The organism is Sphingopyxis sp. (assembly GCF_965279755.1).
Classification (GTDB): Bacteria; Pseudomonadota; Alphaproteobacteria; order Sphingomonadales; family Sphingomonadaceae; genus Sphingopyxis.
This window is the reverse complement of the sequence record NZ_OZ257261.1, coordinates 1697572-1712603: the sequence shown is the minus strand read 5'-3', so window position 1 is coordinate 1712603 and position 15032 is coordinate 1697572. Positions and strand designations below refer to the sequence as shown.

Annotated in this window: 12 protein-coding genes; 5 read left to right on the top strand and 7 right to left on the bottom strand. The window is 64.9% G+C overall.

Going from position 1 to position 15032, the window contains the following annotated elements; translation table 11 throughout:
• Window positions 1-3 precede the first annotated feature (3 nt).
• On the top strand, window positions 4-1407 hold the full coding sequence (locus ACQY80_RS08420) for an efflux transporter outer membrane subunit (RefSeq protein WP_428685495.1): 1404 nt from the start codon (window positions 4-6) through the stop codon (window positions 1405-1407).
• Window positions 1408-1581: 174 nt separating this feature from the next.
• Window positions 1582-2844, top strand: coding sequence for a thiolase family protein (locus ACQY80_RS08415; protein ID WP_428685493.1), 1263 nt, complete (start codon window positions 1582-1584; stop codon window positions 2842-2844).
• Window positions 2845-2891: 47 nt separating this feature from the next.
• On the opposite strand, the gene ACQY80_RS08410 is transcribed toward ACQY80_RS08415, so the two are convergent.
• Complete coding sequence (locus ACQY80_RS08410) at window positions 2892-5612, bottom strand: TonB-dependent receptor plug domain-containing protein (RefSeq protein WP_428685491.1); 2721 nt, start codon at window positions 5610-5612, stop codon at window positions 2892-2894.
• Window positions 5613-5784: 172 nt separating this feature from the next.
• On the opposite strand from ACQY80_RS08410, the gene ACQY80_RS08405 reads away from it, so the two are divergent.
• Window positions 5785-7719, top strand: a complete 1935-nt coding sequence (locus tag ACQY80_RS08405) for an isoaspartyl peptidase/L-asparaginase (protein WP_428685489.1) — start codon at window positions 5785-5787, stop codon at window positions 7717-7719.
• Window positions 7719-8165: an Lrp/AsnC family transcriptional regulator gene (locus ACQY80_RS08400; RefSeq protein ID WP_428685487.1), complete on the top strand. Its 447-nt coding sequence runs from the start codon at window positions 7719-7721 to the stop codon at window positions 8163-8165. Before ACQY80_RS08405 ends, ACQY80_RS08400 begins: the two co-directional genes overlap by 1 nt.
• 9 nt (window positions 8166-8174) lie before the next feature.
• On the opposite strand, the gene ACQY80_RS08395 is transcribed toward ACQY80_RS08400, so the two are convergent.
• Window positions 8175-9191 carry a formylglycine-generating enzyme family protein gene (locus tag ACQY80_RS08395; protein WP_428685485.1) on the bottom strand — a complete coding sequence of 339 codons (1017 nt, stop codon included), beginning with the start codon at window positions 9189-9191 and terminating at the stop codon, window positions 8175-8177.
• A gap of 127 nt (window positions 9192-9318) precedes the next feature.
• Here ACQY80_RS08395 and ACQY80_RS08390 point away from each other — a divergent pair, with 127 nt between their 5' ends.
• Window positions 9319-9762, top strand: coding sequence for a MarR family winged helix-turn-helix transcriptional regulator (locus ACQY80_RS08390; protein ID WP_428685483.1), 444 nt, complete (start codon window positions 9319-9321; stop codon window positions 9760-9762).
• Between the two features lie 10 nt (window positions 9763-9772).
• On the opposite strand, the gene ACQY80_RS08385 is transcribed toward ACQY80_RS08390, so the two are convergent.
• From ACQY80_RS08385 to ACQY80_RS08365, 5 genes are read right to left on the bottom strand one after another with little or no spacing between them, the layout of a single operon-like run.
• A complete protein-coding gene (locus ACQY80_RS08385) occupies window positions 9773-10411 on the bottom strand; it encodes a carboxymuconolactone decarboxylase family protein (RefSeq protein WP_428685481.1) in 639 nt (212 codons plus the stop codon).
• Window positions 10411-10935: a VOC family protein gene (locus ACQY80_RS08380; protein WP_428685479.1), complete on the bottom strand. Its 525-nt coding sequence runs from the start codon at window positions 10933-10935 to the stop codon at window positions 10411-10413. Before ACQY80_RS08380 ends, ACQY80_RS08385 begins: the two co-directional genes overlap by 1 nt.
• 20 nt (window positions 10936-10955) lie before the next feature.
• Window positions 10956-11351, bottom strand: coding sequence for a nuclear transport factor 2 family protein (locus ACQY80_RS08375; protein WP_428685477.1), 396 nt, complete (start codon window positions 11349-11351; stop codon window positions 10956-10958).
• On the bottom strand, window positions 11348-12754 hold the full coding sequence (locus ACQY80_RS08370; protein WP_428685475.1) for a spinster family MFS transporter: 1407 nt from the start codon (window positions 12752-12754) through the stop codon (window positions 11348-11350). Before ACQY80_RS08370 ends, ACQY80_RS08375 begins: the two co-directional genes overlap by 4 nt.
• Window positions 12754-14961: a TonB-dependent receptor gene (locus ACQY80_RS08365; protein ID WP_428685473.1), complete on the bottom strand. Its 2208-nt coding sequence runs from the start codon at window positions 14959-14961 to the stop codon at window positions 12754-12756. Before ACQY80_RS08365 ends, ACQY80_RS08370 begins: the two co-directional genes overlap by 1 nt.
• Window positions 14962-15032 lie beyond the last annotated feature (71 nt).

Sequence of the window (15032 nt, the reverse complement as noted above, 5' to 3'; positions counted from 1 at the left end):
CTCATGCGCAACCTTCTGATCGCAACCGTATCCGCGCTCACGCTTGCTGCGTGCGCGGCGGGGCCGGACTTCGTCGCCCCTACTCCCCCTGTGACGGCGTCCGGCCCCTTCCTCTCGACCAAGGCGGGCGTCACGAGCGTCGCTGCGGCGGATGCCGAATGGTGGCGGCTCTATAAGGATCCGGTGCTCGACGGGCTCGTCGCCGACGCGCTGGCAGCGAACACCGACGTGCGCGTCGCCGCCGCCCGTATCGCCAAGGCGCGCGCATCCTTGCGCGAAGTTCGCGGCGACCGCCTGCCCTCGACGAACCTCGGTGCCGGCGCGACCTATGGCCGCGTCAGCGAGGGACAGCTACCGGCTGGCGCGGATCGCACCGGTTGGCAGGTCGATGCCGGGCTGACCGTCGGTTATGAGGTCGACCTGTTCGGCCGCGTCTCGCGCGGGGTAGAAGCCGCGCGCGGCGATGTCGCTGCCGCCGAAGCCGACGCCGATGCGGTGCGCGTCACGGTCGCCGCCGAAACCGCGCGCGCCTATGCCGACGCCGCCTCGGCTGCCGAGCGTCTCGGCGTCGCCGAACGGATCGTCGCTTTGCTCGACAAGTCGGTTGCGCTCACCGCGCGCCGCGCCGAGGTCGGGTTGACGACCAGACTCGATACCGCGCGCGTCGCGGCGCTGCGCGATCAGCGCCGCGCTGACATTCCCGCGATCGCTGCCGAGCGCGATGCGGCGCTGTTCCGCCTTGCGACGCTGACCGGCCGCACCCCGTCCGACCTGCCGCCGATCGCAGCGGCGCGCACAACGACGCTGCGGCTCGACCAGCCGATCCCGGTGGGCGACGGTGCCGCGCTGCTCGCGCGCCGCCCCGATATCGCCGCTGCCGAACGCCGCCTTGCCGCCTCGACCGCGCGCATCGGCGTCGCAACTGCCGACCTTTATCCGAAGATCACCCTCGGCGGATCGGTCGGGCAGACGAGTTCGGGCCTTGGCGACCTGTTCGGCGGAGGTCCGCTGCGCTGGCTGCTCGGGCCGCTGATCAACTGGAACTTCCTCAATCAGGAGGGGGCCCGCGCGCGGATCGCCGGCGCCGAGGCCGACACGCAGGCATCGCTCGCGACCTTCGACGGCACCGTGCTGCGCGCGCTCGAGGAGACCGAGACCGCGTTGTCGGCCTATGCCCATCAGCTCGACCGGCGCACCGCGCTGCAGGCCGCGCGCGATCAGGCCGAGACTGCGGTGAAGATTACCCGCGCGCAGCAACGCGAAGGCGCGATCGACGGGCTCGTCGCGCTCGATGCCGAACGCACGTTCGCGGAAGCCGAAGCGACGCTGGCGCTCGCCGACGCCCGCATCGCCGACTCACAGGTCGACCTGTTCCGTGCGCTTGGCGGGCGCTGGACGAAGAGCTGATTTCCCGTGCCGTCCACGGGCTGCGCCCTCGCTCCGCGCGGGGGCGCAGATTTTGTTTCAGATCCCGAAAAAAGGCTCGCCGGCGGCGCCTTGCCCGGTAACATTCGCTCCCCAATATAGGCTAGGCGCGCGGCACTTCCGCCGCTCTGCGATCCGCATCGGGAGTTCGTCACCATGCAGCGCTTTGCCCAGAAAATCTTCATTGCTTCGGGCCTTCGCACGCCTTTCGGGCGCGGCGGCGGCGCGCTTGCCGACCATGATGCCATCAGCCTCTCGGTCCCGCTCGTGCAGGCGATGGCGGCGAAAGCCCGCCCCGACCTGTTCGTCTGGGGCACCGTGATCCCCAGCCTGGGGTGGAGCAACATCGGCCGCGAAGTGTGGCTCGATGCAAAGCTCGATCCGACGGTTCCGGCCTTCTCTGCTGTCCTCGCTTGCTCGACGAGCATGGTCGCGGCTTTTGCCGCGGCGGGAATGCTCGGCGGCTCGGCCGATCTCGCGCTCGTCGGCGGGGCGGAGGTAATGAGCAATCCGCCGATCGGATTGAAGCTCGACGCATCCAAACGGATTACCAAGCTGTTCCGCACCGACCCGCCCGCCGCAATCGCCGCGCTGCAGGCACTGACCGCCGATGACTTGACCCTGCCGGTGAAAGGCTGGGCAAACCGTATCACCGGTCGCACGATGGGCGACCATATGGAAGAGACGGCACAGGCGTGGGGCATCACCCGCACGGCGCAGGATGACTGGGCACTGAAGAGCCATCAGCGCGCCGTCGCTGGATGGAATAGCGGCTTCTTCGGCGATCTGGTGATCCCTCTCCCCGAACTCGCGCGCGACGCCAATCCGCGCGCCGATACATCGGCGGAAAAGCTCGCCTCGCTGCCGCCCGCCTTCGACAAGTCCGGCAAGGGCTCGCTGACCGCCGGCAACAGCTCGCCGATCACCGACGGCGCCGCTGCGCTATGGGTCGCGACCGAGGCCGGACTGGGACGTTTGCCCGCAGGCACTCCCTTTGCCGAACTGGTCGATCAGGAAATCGCCGCGGTCGATCATCATGTCGACGGGCTGCTGATGGCGCCGAGCTTCGCGATCCCGCGCCTGCTCGCGCGCCACGGGCTGCGTTATGAAGATGTCGCGCTGTGGGAAATCCATGAGGCGTTCGCGGCGCAAGTGCTCGCCAATATCGCTGCGCTCGAAAAGCCGGGCTGGACGAAGGAGCACGCGGGCGTCGATTTCGACTTCGGCCCCTTCCCGTGGGACCGCGTCAATCCGAACGGCGGATCGGTCGCGATCGGCCATCCCTTCGCGGCCACCGGCGCACGCGACCTCAGCCAGGCGGTCAAGGAACTCTCCGCGCTTCCCTCTGGATCATGGGCGATCGTCAGCGTCTGCGCCGACGGCGGCCATGGCACGGTGGCGCTACTGAAAAAACCCTGACGGAAGTATCGCCCGGCTCGATCATGAGCCGGGCGATGCCGTACCTCTTAAAGCCCCGCGCCGCCGAGCTTGTAGGTGAGCTGCAGGAACACGCTGCGCCCGATGCTGTCGAACCAGCTGGTGTTGTAATAGGGATAGCTCGACCAGGTCGGATCCTTCACCGGATTGGTGTCGAACAGGTTGCGGATCGTCAGCGAACCGCGGAAATGATCGGTGAAATCATACTGCATCGTCGCGTTGAAGAGGTAGCTCGCCTTGATGAAGGCATCCTCGTCATAATTGGGCAGCTTGCCGAGGCGCGTGCCCGAGAAGGTGAGCTGGAAGCCCTCATTGGCATAGGTAATGCTGCCGTTCGACTTGTCGCGCGGCAGATAATAGCCGCTGTCGGCTGCCAGCTTGTTGATGAACGGGTCACCCGGATATTGCTGGAAACTGTGCTTGAACACATGGCTATGTGCCAGCGACAAGGTAAAGTCACCGATACCGGTCGGCAAGGTACCGCGGAAAGCGAGGTCGAGACCGCTGGTCTTTTCACGCGAGATGTTGATCGGGTTGACGCGGATCGAGGCGATCCGGCCATCCTGGATATTGCTCGGGAAGCGCGTGATGCGCGCGATGGCATCAAGGCACGTCGGTGAGCTGGCATCAAGGCTGCCCCCCGGCTGACAATCAGCTTCGGTACGCGCGAGCGTATCGAGGCTGAGATCGTCGACCTGATTGTCGAGCGTCACGCGGAAATAATCGACCGAGAAGTGCAGACGGCTCGACGGCGCGAAAACGAAGCCTGCTGTCAGCGTGCGGCCGGTTTCGGATTTGAGATCGCGGTTGCCGTTGCGGTTCACGACAACCCCGATGTCAGCATAATCGCAGTCGCCAATGTCCTGCCCCTCTTGGGCGCAAAGCTTATAATCGTTGACGCTTCCCTCGACATTGCCCGGCCCGGTGAAGACATAGTGGAGGTCGGGCGCGCGGAAGGCGGTGCCATAGGCGGCGCGGAACAACATGCTGTTCGTCGGCCGCACTTCCAGCCCGCCATTATAGGTGAACTTGCCGGTGCTGCCGCCGCCGAACCGGAAATTGTCGTAGCGCCCGGCGCCGGACAGCGTCACGAATTCGAGCACCGGCACGCGGATTTCGCCGCCGATCGCGGCGTGGCTGCGCTTGCCCTCGCCGTCGCTGTCGCGCCAGCTGTAATAATAGTCGGTGAGCGCGAGCGGGTCGGGGCGAAGATTATAGCCCTGCTTGCCATATTCGGCGACCGCAGCGAAGCCGACCGGGCCGGCGGGAAGCTGGAACAGCTCGCCATTGGTCAGCGTCGCCTGCAGATTGCTCGTCCAGGCGAAGGGGCGATAGACGGTGTCGGCCGAAATGCTCTCATATTCGGCGCGGGTCAGCGCGGTATAGAGCCGCGCCGGGTCGGCGTTGAAGGCCGGATAATCTTCCTCGAAGCCATCCTGCGCACCGAGGAACAGGGCCTGTGCCTTGCTGTTGATGATCTGCGGCCAGCGCACCGTCGACTGATACCGGCTGTAGTTGAACGACAGTTCGTAATTCCAGGCCTTGCCGAAATTGCCGCGGATGCCCGGCGTGATGCTGTAGGTCGTCTGCTTGCTGCGCTGCATCTCGAACCCGCCGGTTTCCTCGGGCGTGAACTGACGCGACCAATCCTCAATCTGGTCGGTGGTGCGGTTGTAGAAATAATTGTCGGAGCTGCTCGACGATTGCTCGAAGGCCCAGCTCGTCACGTCGTACATCAGCCGGACCTTGCTGATCCCGAACTGGAAGTCGGTGAAGAATTTGGCATTGTCCGACAGTTCGTACGACAGCGTGCCGAAGCTGTTGAAGCCCTTGCGGCCCGAAATGATCGTGCCATAGCCGATCGACGTTTTGCTGCCGCAATAATCACCGTAGCGCGGGCGATTATAGAGTGCGACAGAGCCGAAGTTGAGGTTCGACAATCGCTCGCACGTCCCGTCTTCGGGCGTGATATAATCGTCATAATAGTCGGCGCGGTAGAAAGTGCGCCGCGCGATCGCGGTCGACGCGACCGGGCTGTCGTCGGTGCTGTCCTGGATCGCGCGATCGTAGCCCCAGAGCGGGCGCTGATCGAGATATTCGATGCCGCCGACGATGTTGAAGCGGCCGGACGACCAGCCGCCGGTCGCGGTGAAGCGGTGCGACATGCCGCCGCCATGTTCGGTGCGGCCGTGGCGATAGTCGAGCGTCAGGCCGTCGAGCTTTTCCTTCATCTTGAAGTTGACGACGCCCGCGATCGCGTCCGAACCGTAAATGGCCGACCCGGCGCCGCTCAGGATTTCGACCTTGTCGATCAGGCTGACCGGGATGTTCGAGATGTCGGTGAAGTTGCTGCGGCCAATGTAAGGAAGCGGGAAGTCGGCGATGCGGCGACCGTTGACCAGCACCAGCGTGTGGTTCGGGCCAAGCCCGCGCAGATCGACCTGCTGCGCGCCGGGGGTGAAGTCGGCGCTGCTGCCCGACTGCGGGCTTTGCGTCTCGCCGCTGTTCTGGGTCATCGCGGCGAGCAGTTCGGGAACGCTGGTATAGCCGTTGGCGCGGATCGTGTCCGAATCGATCGTCGTGACAGGCGACGGCCCCTGATCCTTGATCGTAGGAATGCGCGATCCCGTGACGATGATTTCATCCCCGCCCGATGTCGCATCCTGTGCGAAGGCCGGCGCGACGAGTGCTGGCATGCAGACCCCGACCCCGAGCAGAATGCGAAGCGACCGTTTACCCGAAACCATCATGTGACAACCCCCTGTCCTGTCGTCCCGCCGTATCGGCTCGGACGGATATTTCATTCTCTCCACCAGAAACCGTCGAAAATTTCAACCAATATGACGCATCTGGAAATCATATTGTCTTCTGGTGCGATCATTATGTAACATAACGCCCTCACGAGGCCGGAGGGAGTTCATCATGTTGCGATCGTTCGTGCGGGGAATCCTGCTGGCCCTTCTGGCTGCGCTACCCCTCGCCCCCGCCGCCGCGAAGGACGCGAAAGAGCAGCCTTACGAACATTATGTGTTCGGCAAGCTGGGCACGCCGACACCCGGCCCGGTGTCGGGCGGGCTGCTGCTGATGGGCGGCGGCGACCGCAATGTCGATTCGATGAAATGGTTCTTCAAAAAGGCCGGGAACGGCCATATCGTCGTGATCAGCGCCTCCTACGGCAAGGAGATCGGCGAGGAGTTTTTCAACGAAGTCGGCGGCATCCAGTCGACCGAAATCTTCGTCTTCCATGCGCGCTCGCAGGCCTATGACAAGAAAATCCTCGCCCGGCTGCGCAAGGCCGACGGCATCTTCATCGCGGGCGGTGACCAGTCACGCTACGTCCGTTTCTGGCGCGGCACCCCCGTGAACGAAATTCTGGACGCGCATGTCGCGGCGGGCAAGCCGCTCGCAGGAACCAGTGCCGGCCTCGCGATGCAGGGCGAGAAGCTTTATGGCGCAATGGATGACGGCAGCCTCCGTAGCCCCGAGGCGCTCGCCGACCCGCTTGGCCCCGCGAACACGATCGAGGGCGACTTCCTGCACCTCGCGCTGCTCAAGGGCATCGTCACCGACACGCATTTCAAGGAACGCGACCGGCTCGGCCGCCTCTTCGCCTTCGTTGCCAAGGCGCAGGTCGATCGCCCCGCCGGCGCCCCCGCGATGATCGGCCTTGGCGTCGATGAAAGCGCCGCGCTCGCGGTAGAACCCGACGGATCGGGGCGCATCTATGCCACTGCGCCCGACGGCTATGCCTGGGTTGTCGACGGATCGGGGCTGCGCGGCGTGACGGGACGCGGCCCGCTCGACGCGCCGCGCGTCAAGGTGACGGGAGTCGGTCCGGGATCGGTCATCCACCTGCCCTCCGCCCGCGTCGACAATCCGGTCTTCGAGCGCATCTATGCCGCTCAGGGCGGTGCAATCGCCGAGGTCCCGCGCTGGTCGCTCGCGATCCACGGCGGCGCCGGTGTGATCGAGCGCGGATCGCTCACGCCCTACAAGGAAAGGGCCTATCGCGCCGGGCTCGACGAGGCGCTGCGCGCCGGCAGCGCGGTGCTCGACAAGGGCGGTGCGGCACTCGATGCGGTCGCCGCGGCGGTGCGCGTGCTCGAGGATAATCCCTTGTTCAACGCCGGGCGCGGCGCGGTCTTCACGGCCGAGGGCCGCAACGAACTCGACGCCGCGATCATGGATGGCAGGACCCAAAAGGCTGGCGCAGTGGCGGGAGTCACCCGCACGCGGCACCCGGTCGACCTCGCGCGCGCGGTGATGGACAAGAGCCCGCATGTGATGCTGTCGGGCGCGGGCGCCGACAACTTCTCGATCGAACAGGGGCTGGAGCAGGTCGAGCCCGGCTGGTTCCGCACCGAGGAACGCTGGCAGCAATTGCTCGCATGGCGGAAGCGCCAGCAGGCGGCGATCGATCCCACGCATCTGTTCGGCACCGTCGGCGCAGTGGCGCTCGATGCCGACGGCAATCTTGCCGCTGCGACCTCGACCGGGGGGATGACCGGCAAGCGTTGGGGCCGCATCGGCGATTCGCCGATCATCGGCGCGGGCACCTATGCCAAGAATGGCCAATGCGCGGTGTCGGCGACCGGGTCGGGCGAATATTTCATCCGCGAAAGCGCCGCCCGGCAGGTCTGCGACCGCGTCGCATGGAAGGGCGAGCCTCTCGATGCCGCCGCGCAGGATACGATCAAGGCGGTCGGCGCGATCGGCGGCGACGGCGGGCTGATCGCGATGGGTCCGGGCGGGCACCCTGCCTTTGCCATCAACGACCTCGGCATGTATCGTGGCCGCATGAGCGCCGGGGGGACTCCGCAGACAGCGATCTTCGCTGACGAAAAGCTGGTCGATTGATGGCGAGCGGCAGCGTCAATCTTGACGAGATCGACGAACGCCTGCTCACCCTGCTGCGTGACGATGCGCGCCAGACCATCGCGCAGCTTGCGAAAGAGCTCGGCATATCGCGCGGGCAAATCTATTCGCGGCTCGCACGGCTCGAAGAAGAACGGATCGTCGCGGGCTATACCGTCCGCCTCGGTCACGCCTTTGCCGCCAGCCGCGTCCGCGCGCATATGATGATCAAGACGCTGCCGCGCTTTCACCGCGAGGTCGAGGCAGCGCTGGCGACACTGCCGCAGGTGCAGGCGATCCACGCGATCAGCGGCGAGTATGACATCATCGCAATGCTGGAGGCCGACCATGGCGCACAGCTCAATGAGCTGATTGACGACATCGGCCTGTTCGACGGGATCGAGCGCACGACCACCTCGGTCATTCTCGCGACCAAGATCGAACGCTAGGCGCGGGATTCAGGCTTCCGGTAGCCGATCATAGACCAGACGAAAGCCGACATTGCTGGTTCCCATCCCCGGGTCGCGCCCCTGCCGCGAAGCGGGGCGGTAGCGCTGGCAATAATTGGGTGCGCAAAGATAGCTGCCGCCCTTCACCGTGCGCGATGGCGTGTCGGGACTGAACGGATCATACGCATTGCCCTCGTCGGGCCCGTGTGGATTGTCGGTCGCGGCGGGATCGTGGCCCGGACGGAAATAGTCCGATGTCACTTCCCAGACATTGCCGACCATATCGTAAAGACCATTGGCATTGGGTTTGTAGCAACCGACCGGGGCGACCCCCTTGAAGCCGTCGGTTTCGGCATTGTAGTTGGGGAAGGCACCCTGCCAGCTGTTCGCTTCCTCGGGCTGGACATTCTTCGACCGCTGCCCCGCGCTCGCGGCATATTCCCATTCGGCCTCGGTCGGGATGCGGCCGCCCGCCCATTTGGCGTAGGCAAGCATGTCGTCCCACGCGAGGTGCACGACCGGTTCGTTCGCGACATCATCGGGACCGGTCGGGCCATAGGGCTTTTTCCAGCTCGCCCCCGGCACATATTTCCACCAGTCCGAATAGCGGTTCGAGGGGAAGTCTGGCGGCGTGAACACGGCCGAACCCGGTTTCAGCATGTCGGGCGGGATTTGATCAGCGGGCACCTTGAATTGTTTGGGGTCGACCGGCTTCTCGGCAACGGTGACATAGCCCGTGGCCTTCACGAACGCCGCGAACTGGCGGTTCGTCACCTCGTGCGGATCAATCCAGAAGCCCCCGACCGTCGTTTTCCGTACCGGCCCCTCCTCGTCATAGACATCCTCTTCGCCCATTTCGAAGGCGCCGCCTGTCAGCTTGACCGGCGTGTCGGCAATGCCGGGGCATTGGCGTGGAGAAGCCGCGACGACCGCCTTTTCCTCGCCTCCACCATCCCCGCAAGCCGCAAGCGCGAGAAGCGACGTCATACCGAAAGCGGCGAGGAACGCGGATGAAATACGAAGCATGAAACCCCCATCGGCAGGCTATGTCAGGCTGGATGCCGGCGCCTACGCTGGACGCGCGGCGCGCGCGGGTCAATCGAATGGATGCACCATCTTGCGCACCGGCAAAGCGTGCGATTAGAAGTCGGCAATGCAGCCATCCACCTATCTCATTGCGCCATTGCTCGAAGGGTTCGAGTGGTTCGACGACGCGCTGCAACGCAGCCTCAAGGCTGCGGGCTGGGAGCCTGTCACCCGCGCGGAATCGATGGTCATCCTGCATGTTCTCGTCGGAACGCGGCGGCCGGCGGATATTGCGCGGGCGCTGCGTTTGTCGCGACAAGCGGTGCACACCACGATCGGCAGCCTTGTCGACGCGGGCTTCTTCAAGCTCGAACCCGATCCCGAGGATGGCCGGATCAAGGTCGTCGTCCTCGCCGAACGCGGCGCGCAGATGCACGCCGATGCCAATGCCATCGTCGAGCAACTGGGCGTCGAACTGGAGCAGCGTATCGGCAAGCGCCGCGTACAGGCGCTGCGCGCGGCGTTCGAGGCCGACTGGGGCGAGCCCCCGGTGGTGACGATCAAGCGCTGAGCGCGGGCTCTTAACGCCGCCCGGTGTCGAGAAAGTCCGTCGCCGAAAAGCCTTCGGGCGCCGCAACCTCGACGATCGGATCGTCACGGTCGTCGAACTCGGTCCGGAGCGCTTTGCTCATCACCGCATGCATGTCGTACCTGCAGGTCACATAGGTGAGCTCGAGGATTTCCTCGTCGTCGAACGCGGCCTTCAGTTCGTCGAACAGCGCATCGGGTACGCGCCCGCGATGCGTGACCAGCCGGTCGGCATAGGCGAGCACCAGCCTCTCGCGCGCGTTGAAGCAGGTCGCGGTCTGCCACACGGGCAGCGCCGCAATCTTCTCTTCGGACACGCCTGCCCCGCGCAGCGACTTGCAATGCTGCGAAAAGACGAACTGGCTGCCGACCGCCCATCCCGCCCAGGTCTGGGCGAGCTCGCGCAGCGCCGGGTCGAGCTTGCGCGCCGGGTCGCGATAAAAGCCGAACCCGCGCAGCGCATGTTCGAGCGCGCCGGGCGAATTGGCGAACACCGGCCACCAGTCGCCGGTCGACCCCGTCGCGGTTCCCGGCTGGGTCACCGGATCGCGGTCGCCGAAAACGATCGTATAGGCCTGTTTGACGATATCGGCGTTCGAATCCGCCTTCGGCACCAGATGCAGGCGCGGCATCAGGCGGCGGCCTCTGCACTCGCCGGTTCGTGGCGCACATCCTCGGGCCCGAACGTCTTGGTGTTGGCGGCGAATTCCATCATGATGCCGTTGGGATCGGTGAAATAGACCGAGCGGATGAAGACCCCGTCGTGCATTTCCATGCTCACCGTCGTTTCGCTGTCGTCATGATTGACGACGATCGGGATAACCTCGACCCCCGCCTCGGTCAGACGGCCGATCGCGGCCTCCAGCTCGTCCTGTTCCATATGGAAGGCCAGATGGTTCATCGATCCGATCGCGGTCTTGTCGTCGCCGGGGAATTTTTTCACTGACGCAACGCCCGGCGCCGCCGGCGGGGCATCCTTCCACCAGAAGAAGGCCACCGCCGAACCGCCGCCGCAGTCGAAGAAGAAATGCTGCCCGCCGGTCGGCAACTCGACCGTCTTGACCAGCGGCATCTGCAGCACTTCGGTATAGAATTTCACCGTTTCGGCCATGTCGCGCGCCACCAGCGCAATATGGTTGATCCCCATCGTCTTCATTGCTTGGTCTCCAGATACCGTCAGGCGAAGTCGGGCTTGCCCGCCCATTCGATCACGGCCGCATTGTCGAAATATTCCTCGAGCCGCGTGATGCGGCCATCCGCCACCTCGCAGATGAGCGCCGCCGGCAGTTCGAGCCGCGCGCCGCCGTTCGAGATTGCGACGAGCAGATGCTGCTGGACGAAGCCGCCGTCGAAGACGCGGACCTTGCGGTCGGTATAGTCGCGCGACCGGGTGAGCGCGATGAACCGGGTCAGCGTGTCGACGTTCGTTGCACGGTCCTGCGCGACGCGCGTGTGGCCGTGCCAGATGACGACCTCCGGGTCATAACAATCCTCGACCGTCGCCGCGTCGCCCGCCTCGACCGCGCCGAAAAAGCGCTCGGCGACCGCCGCTATCCTGCCCTGCCCGGTCATGGGCGATCCTTCATATGCGCAAGTTCGCGCGGCAGATGGCCCGCCACGCGGTAGAAGAGGATGCCGGCGACCACATAGAGGGAGCAGACGGTGACGAGCGCCGTCCGCAGCCCTTCGGCCGATGCCGCCGCGCAGGTCGCGATCGTCGTCGCGTCGGCGCAGGTCGCGGCATAGTCACCGACGAAAGCGCGCGCCGCGAATATATCGCTGAGCCAGCCGGCGGTGATCGGCCCCAGCGTCATGCCGAGCACGCTCATCGTCAGCGTCAGGATCGCGGTCGCCGAAGCGCGCATCCGCGGTTCGACAAGGTTGCTGGTGATCGCGAACGTCGGCCCGGTGAACACGCCGGCAAAAAAGCCCGGAGGCGAGAGCAGCAGGATCGTCCAGAACCAGCTCGTCTGCGAAAAGCCTATCATGTAGGTGATCGCCGCCAGCACCATGCAGATCGCCGGAACCCAGCCGTACCAGCGGATGTCGCGGCGCCCCAACCGGTCGGCGACGATCCCTCCGAGTACGCTGCCGCTACCGAGCGACAGGCTGTTGATGACGGCAAAGGCAATCGCTGCCTCGGTATAGCCGACGTCGAAATTGCGGACGAAAAAGGGGTGAGCGAAGGTCATGCCGGCATAGCCGACAAAGCTGACCATCGTTCCGGCGAATACCAGATTGCGAAAGGCGGGGCTTCCGCCGAGGCGGCGCAGCACCTCAGTCAAAGGCGGGGTGACGTCCGACGCGAGCCGGCCATCCGAAAGGCCGCGCGGCGGCTCCTTCAAGGTCAGCCACACGACCGCGGCGAGCGCGATCCCCGGCAGGCCGACGAGCAGAAAGGCCGCGCGCCAGCCATATAGCTCGGCAACGACCGCACCGCCGATGCCGCCGAAGATGATACCGATCGGAGTTGCCAGCCCCAATATCCCGAAGATCGAGGCGCGCTTTTCGGGCGGGAAATAATCGCCGACCAGCGACTGCGACGGCGCGCCCGATCCCGCCTCGCCGATGCCCACACCTATGCGGGCGAGCATCAGTCCGCCGAAGCCGCCCGCTGCGGCGCAGAGCGCGGTCATCGCCGACCAGGCGGCCATCGAGATCGAGATGATGCGGACGCGATTATAGCGTTCGGCAAGCCGCGCGACCGGAATCGCAAGACCACCATAGAGGATCGCAAAGGCCGCACCGCCCAGCAGGCCGAGCTGCGTATCGCTGAGGTGGAGATCGGTCTTGATCGCTTGCCCCACCGTGTTGAGGATCGACCGGTCGATGAACGCGACGGTCGACACCACGAGCAGCATGAACACCGCGTAGCGGCGATCGCGCGCGCTGATACCCGGAACCTCGGCGGACCCGACAGGCACGGCGGGCGGCGGCACGATCGTCTCCGCCAATACGCTGCCGGGACCCGACATCAGAATTTATACCCCAGGTCGACCCCGAAGGTACGCGGCGGCGAATAGATCCGCAGGAAGCCCAGCGGCCCGAGCCCGAAAGTGTTGTTGATCACCGCCTTGTCGAAGGCGTTCTTGACCCAGACACCGACGCGCCAGCCATCCTCGCTCTCCAGTGCCAGCGTCGCGTCGACCAGCACATTGCTCGGCCGCAGCTGGACGTCGCTCGTCCGGTTGGCGGCGCCGCCCGACGTGTAGAGATCATCCATATAGACGGCGTTGACCGATCCGTTGAGCTTGCCGATGCCGACGTCGGCATCGTAGAAAAGCCCGACGCTTCCGGACCATTTCGGCGCATAGGCAAAGGGCAGATCGCTGTTATCGGTCGGATTGTCGATGCCGTCGCTGGTCAGATCGGTGAAATTCTCCTTGAACCGCGCGTCGAGGTAGGCAGCGTTGGCGTTGATGCTGAACCCGCCGCCGAGCACCCACTGCAATTCGGTCTCGATCCCGTCGATCCGGCCCTTGCCGGCGTTGGTGACGATCGATTCATAGACCCCGCCCGAAGTGAGCCCCTGCGTGCCCACCTGCATGTCCTTGTAGGTCGACGAGAAGGCCGCGAGATTGAAGCGCACGCGGCGGTCGAACAGTTCGGTCTTCACACCGCCCTCAAAGCTCGACACGGTTTCGGCGTCATAGGGGCCTGCCGACGTAAAGCTTGCTGCACGGCCGTTGAACCCGCCGCTGCGGAAACCCTTCGACCAGTTGAAATAGGCGAGGACGTCCGAATTGACCTTGTAGCTGACACCGACCTTGGGCGAGAAATTCTTCCAGCTGTCGTTATATGTCATCGACGTCGGGAAGAAGAGCGGCTGGTTGGTGAAGCGCTTCTTTTCATAGCTGTAGCGACCGCCTGCGGTCAGCGTCAGCGCATCGCTCGCGTGAAAGTCGAGCTGGCCGAAACCGGCCCACGCCGTGTTGCTCTGGCTCGCGATCTGCGGAACGGTCGCCCCGCCATAGATCAACCCGCTCTGCGCGTTGGTGATGTCATAGCTCTGGTGCATGAAGAAGGCGCCGAACACATAGTCGAGGCGCGACGGCCCGTCCGATGCGATACGGATTTCCTGGCTGATCTGCTCATGCTTCTGGTCGCGCAGCGCTGCGAAGAAAGGCAGGGCGCTGGCATCATAGTCGCTCTGCACGCGATCCTTGAATTCACGGTAGCCGGTGACCGCAGTGACCTTGGCGCCGCCAACATCCCAGTCGACATTGAACGCCAGCCCCCACGTGTCGAGATTCGCGAACAGTGGCGTGTCCGAATAGACCGTGTAAGGATCGGTCGGATCCGAATTGCCCGCGGGCACCGCCGGCGTCGGCGTCCCCGTGTCGGGGCTGAAATTATAATAGACATTGCCCGGCTGCGACGCGTTGCGGAAGACGCCGCCCGATCCGCGTTCGCGGTCGAAATCGGCGATCAGCGTCGCCTCGATGCTGTCGGTCGGCCGCGCGACGAAGGTCAGGCGGCCCGACCAGACTTCATTGTCGCCGACCTTCTTGCCGGTCGTCGCATTGTAGTTGAAGCCGTTGTAGGTCTTGTAGAGCATCGACGCCCGCACCGCGAGCCGCTCACCCAGCGGCGTTTCGAGCGCAACGCGGCCCTCGATCCGGCCACGGTCACCAAAGGTCAGCTGCCCGGCGCCGGCGAAGACATCGCCGGGGCGCTTGGTGCGGACGCTGACGACGCCGCCGATCGTGTTGCGGCCATAGAGTGTGCCCTGCGGCCCGCGCAGGATTTCGACCGATTCAATGTCGAAGAAATCCTGCAGCGCGCCGCTGTTTCGCGCCAGATAGACGCCGTTCATTTCGACACCCACCGACGGCTCGAACGTCGATTCGACGTCGGCGAAACCGAGGCCACGGATGAAGAAGGCGCTGGCGTAGGGATAAGCGCCGACGGGCGCGAGGACGACGTTCGGGACCTTGCTGTTGAGATCGGTAAGATTCAGCACCGACTGCGCCGCAAGCGCCGAGCTGTCAAACGCCGTCACCGACGCGGGAACGTCCTGCAAATTCTGTTCGCGGCGCTGCGCGGTGACGATGATTTCGGCGACCTGATTGGACGCGCCGGCCTCTGCCGGAGTGGACGACGATTCGACCTGTGCCGATGCGCCGGTGCTGATGGCGACAGCCAGCAGCGACACACAACACGCAATAGTGCGCTTGCCCATATTCCCTCTCCCATGTCCGACCGCCAATCTCCGCCGACGGTTATTGCTAAGCTATCTAAGAATATAATCTT

Bases quoted from the DNA above. Each gene is read 5' to 3' on its own strand.
- ACQY80_RS08395 (WP_428685485.1), bottom strand. From the start codon at position 9,191: ATGCTTCGTATTTCATCCGCGTTCCTCGCCGCTTTCGGTATGACGTCG.
- ACQY80_RS08380 (WP_428685479.1), bottom strand. From the start codon at position 10,935: ATGAAGACGATGGGGATCAACCATATTGCGCTGGTGGCGCGCGACATG.
- ACQY80_RS08415 (WP_428685493.1), top strand. From the start codon at position 1,582: ATGCAGCGCTTTGCCCAGAAAATCTTCATTGCTTCGGGCCTTCGCACG.
- ACQY80_RS08410 (WP_428685491.1), bottom strand. From the start codon at position 5,612: ATGATGGTTTCGGGTAAACGGTCGCTTCGCATTCTGCTCGGGGTCGGG.
- ACQY80_RS08375 (WP_428685477.1), bottom strand. From the start codon at position 11,351: ATGACCGGGCAGGGCAGGATAGCGGCGGTCGCCGAGCGCTTTTTCGGC.
- ACQY80_RS08390 (WP_428685483.1), top strand. From the start codon at position 9,319: ATGCAGCCATCCACCTATCTCATTGCGCCATTGCTCGAAGGGTTCGAG.
- ACQY80_RS08400 (WP_428685487.1), top strand. From the start codon at position 7,719: ATGGCGAGCGGCAGCGTCAATCTTGACGAGATCGACGAACGCCTGCTC.
- ACQY80_RS08385 (WP_428685481.1), bottom strand. From the start codon at position 10,411: ATGCCGCGCCTGCATCTGGTGCCGAAGGCGGATTCGAACGCCGATATC.
- ACQY80_RS08405 (WP_428685489.1), top strand. From the start codon at position 5,785: ATGTTGCGATCGTTCGTGCGGGGAATCCTGCTGGCCCTTCTGGCTGCG.
- ACQY80_RS08370 (WP_428685475.1), bottom strand. From the start codon at position 12,754: ATGTCGGGTCCCGGCAGCGTATTGGCGGAGACGATCGTGCCGCCGCCC.
- ACQY80_RS08420 (WP_428685495.1), top strand. From the start codon at position 4: ATGCGCAACCTTCTGATCGCAACCGTATCCGCGCTCACGCTTGCTGCG.
- ACQY80_RS08365 (WP_428685473.1), bottom strand. From the start codon at position 14,961: ATGGGCAAGCGCACTATTGCGTGTTGTGTGTCGCTGCTGGCTGTCGCC.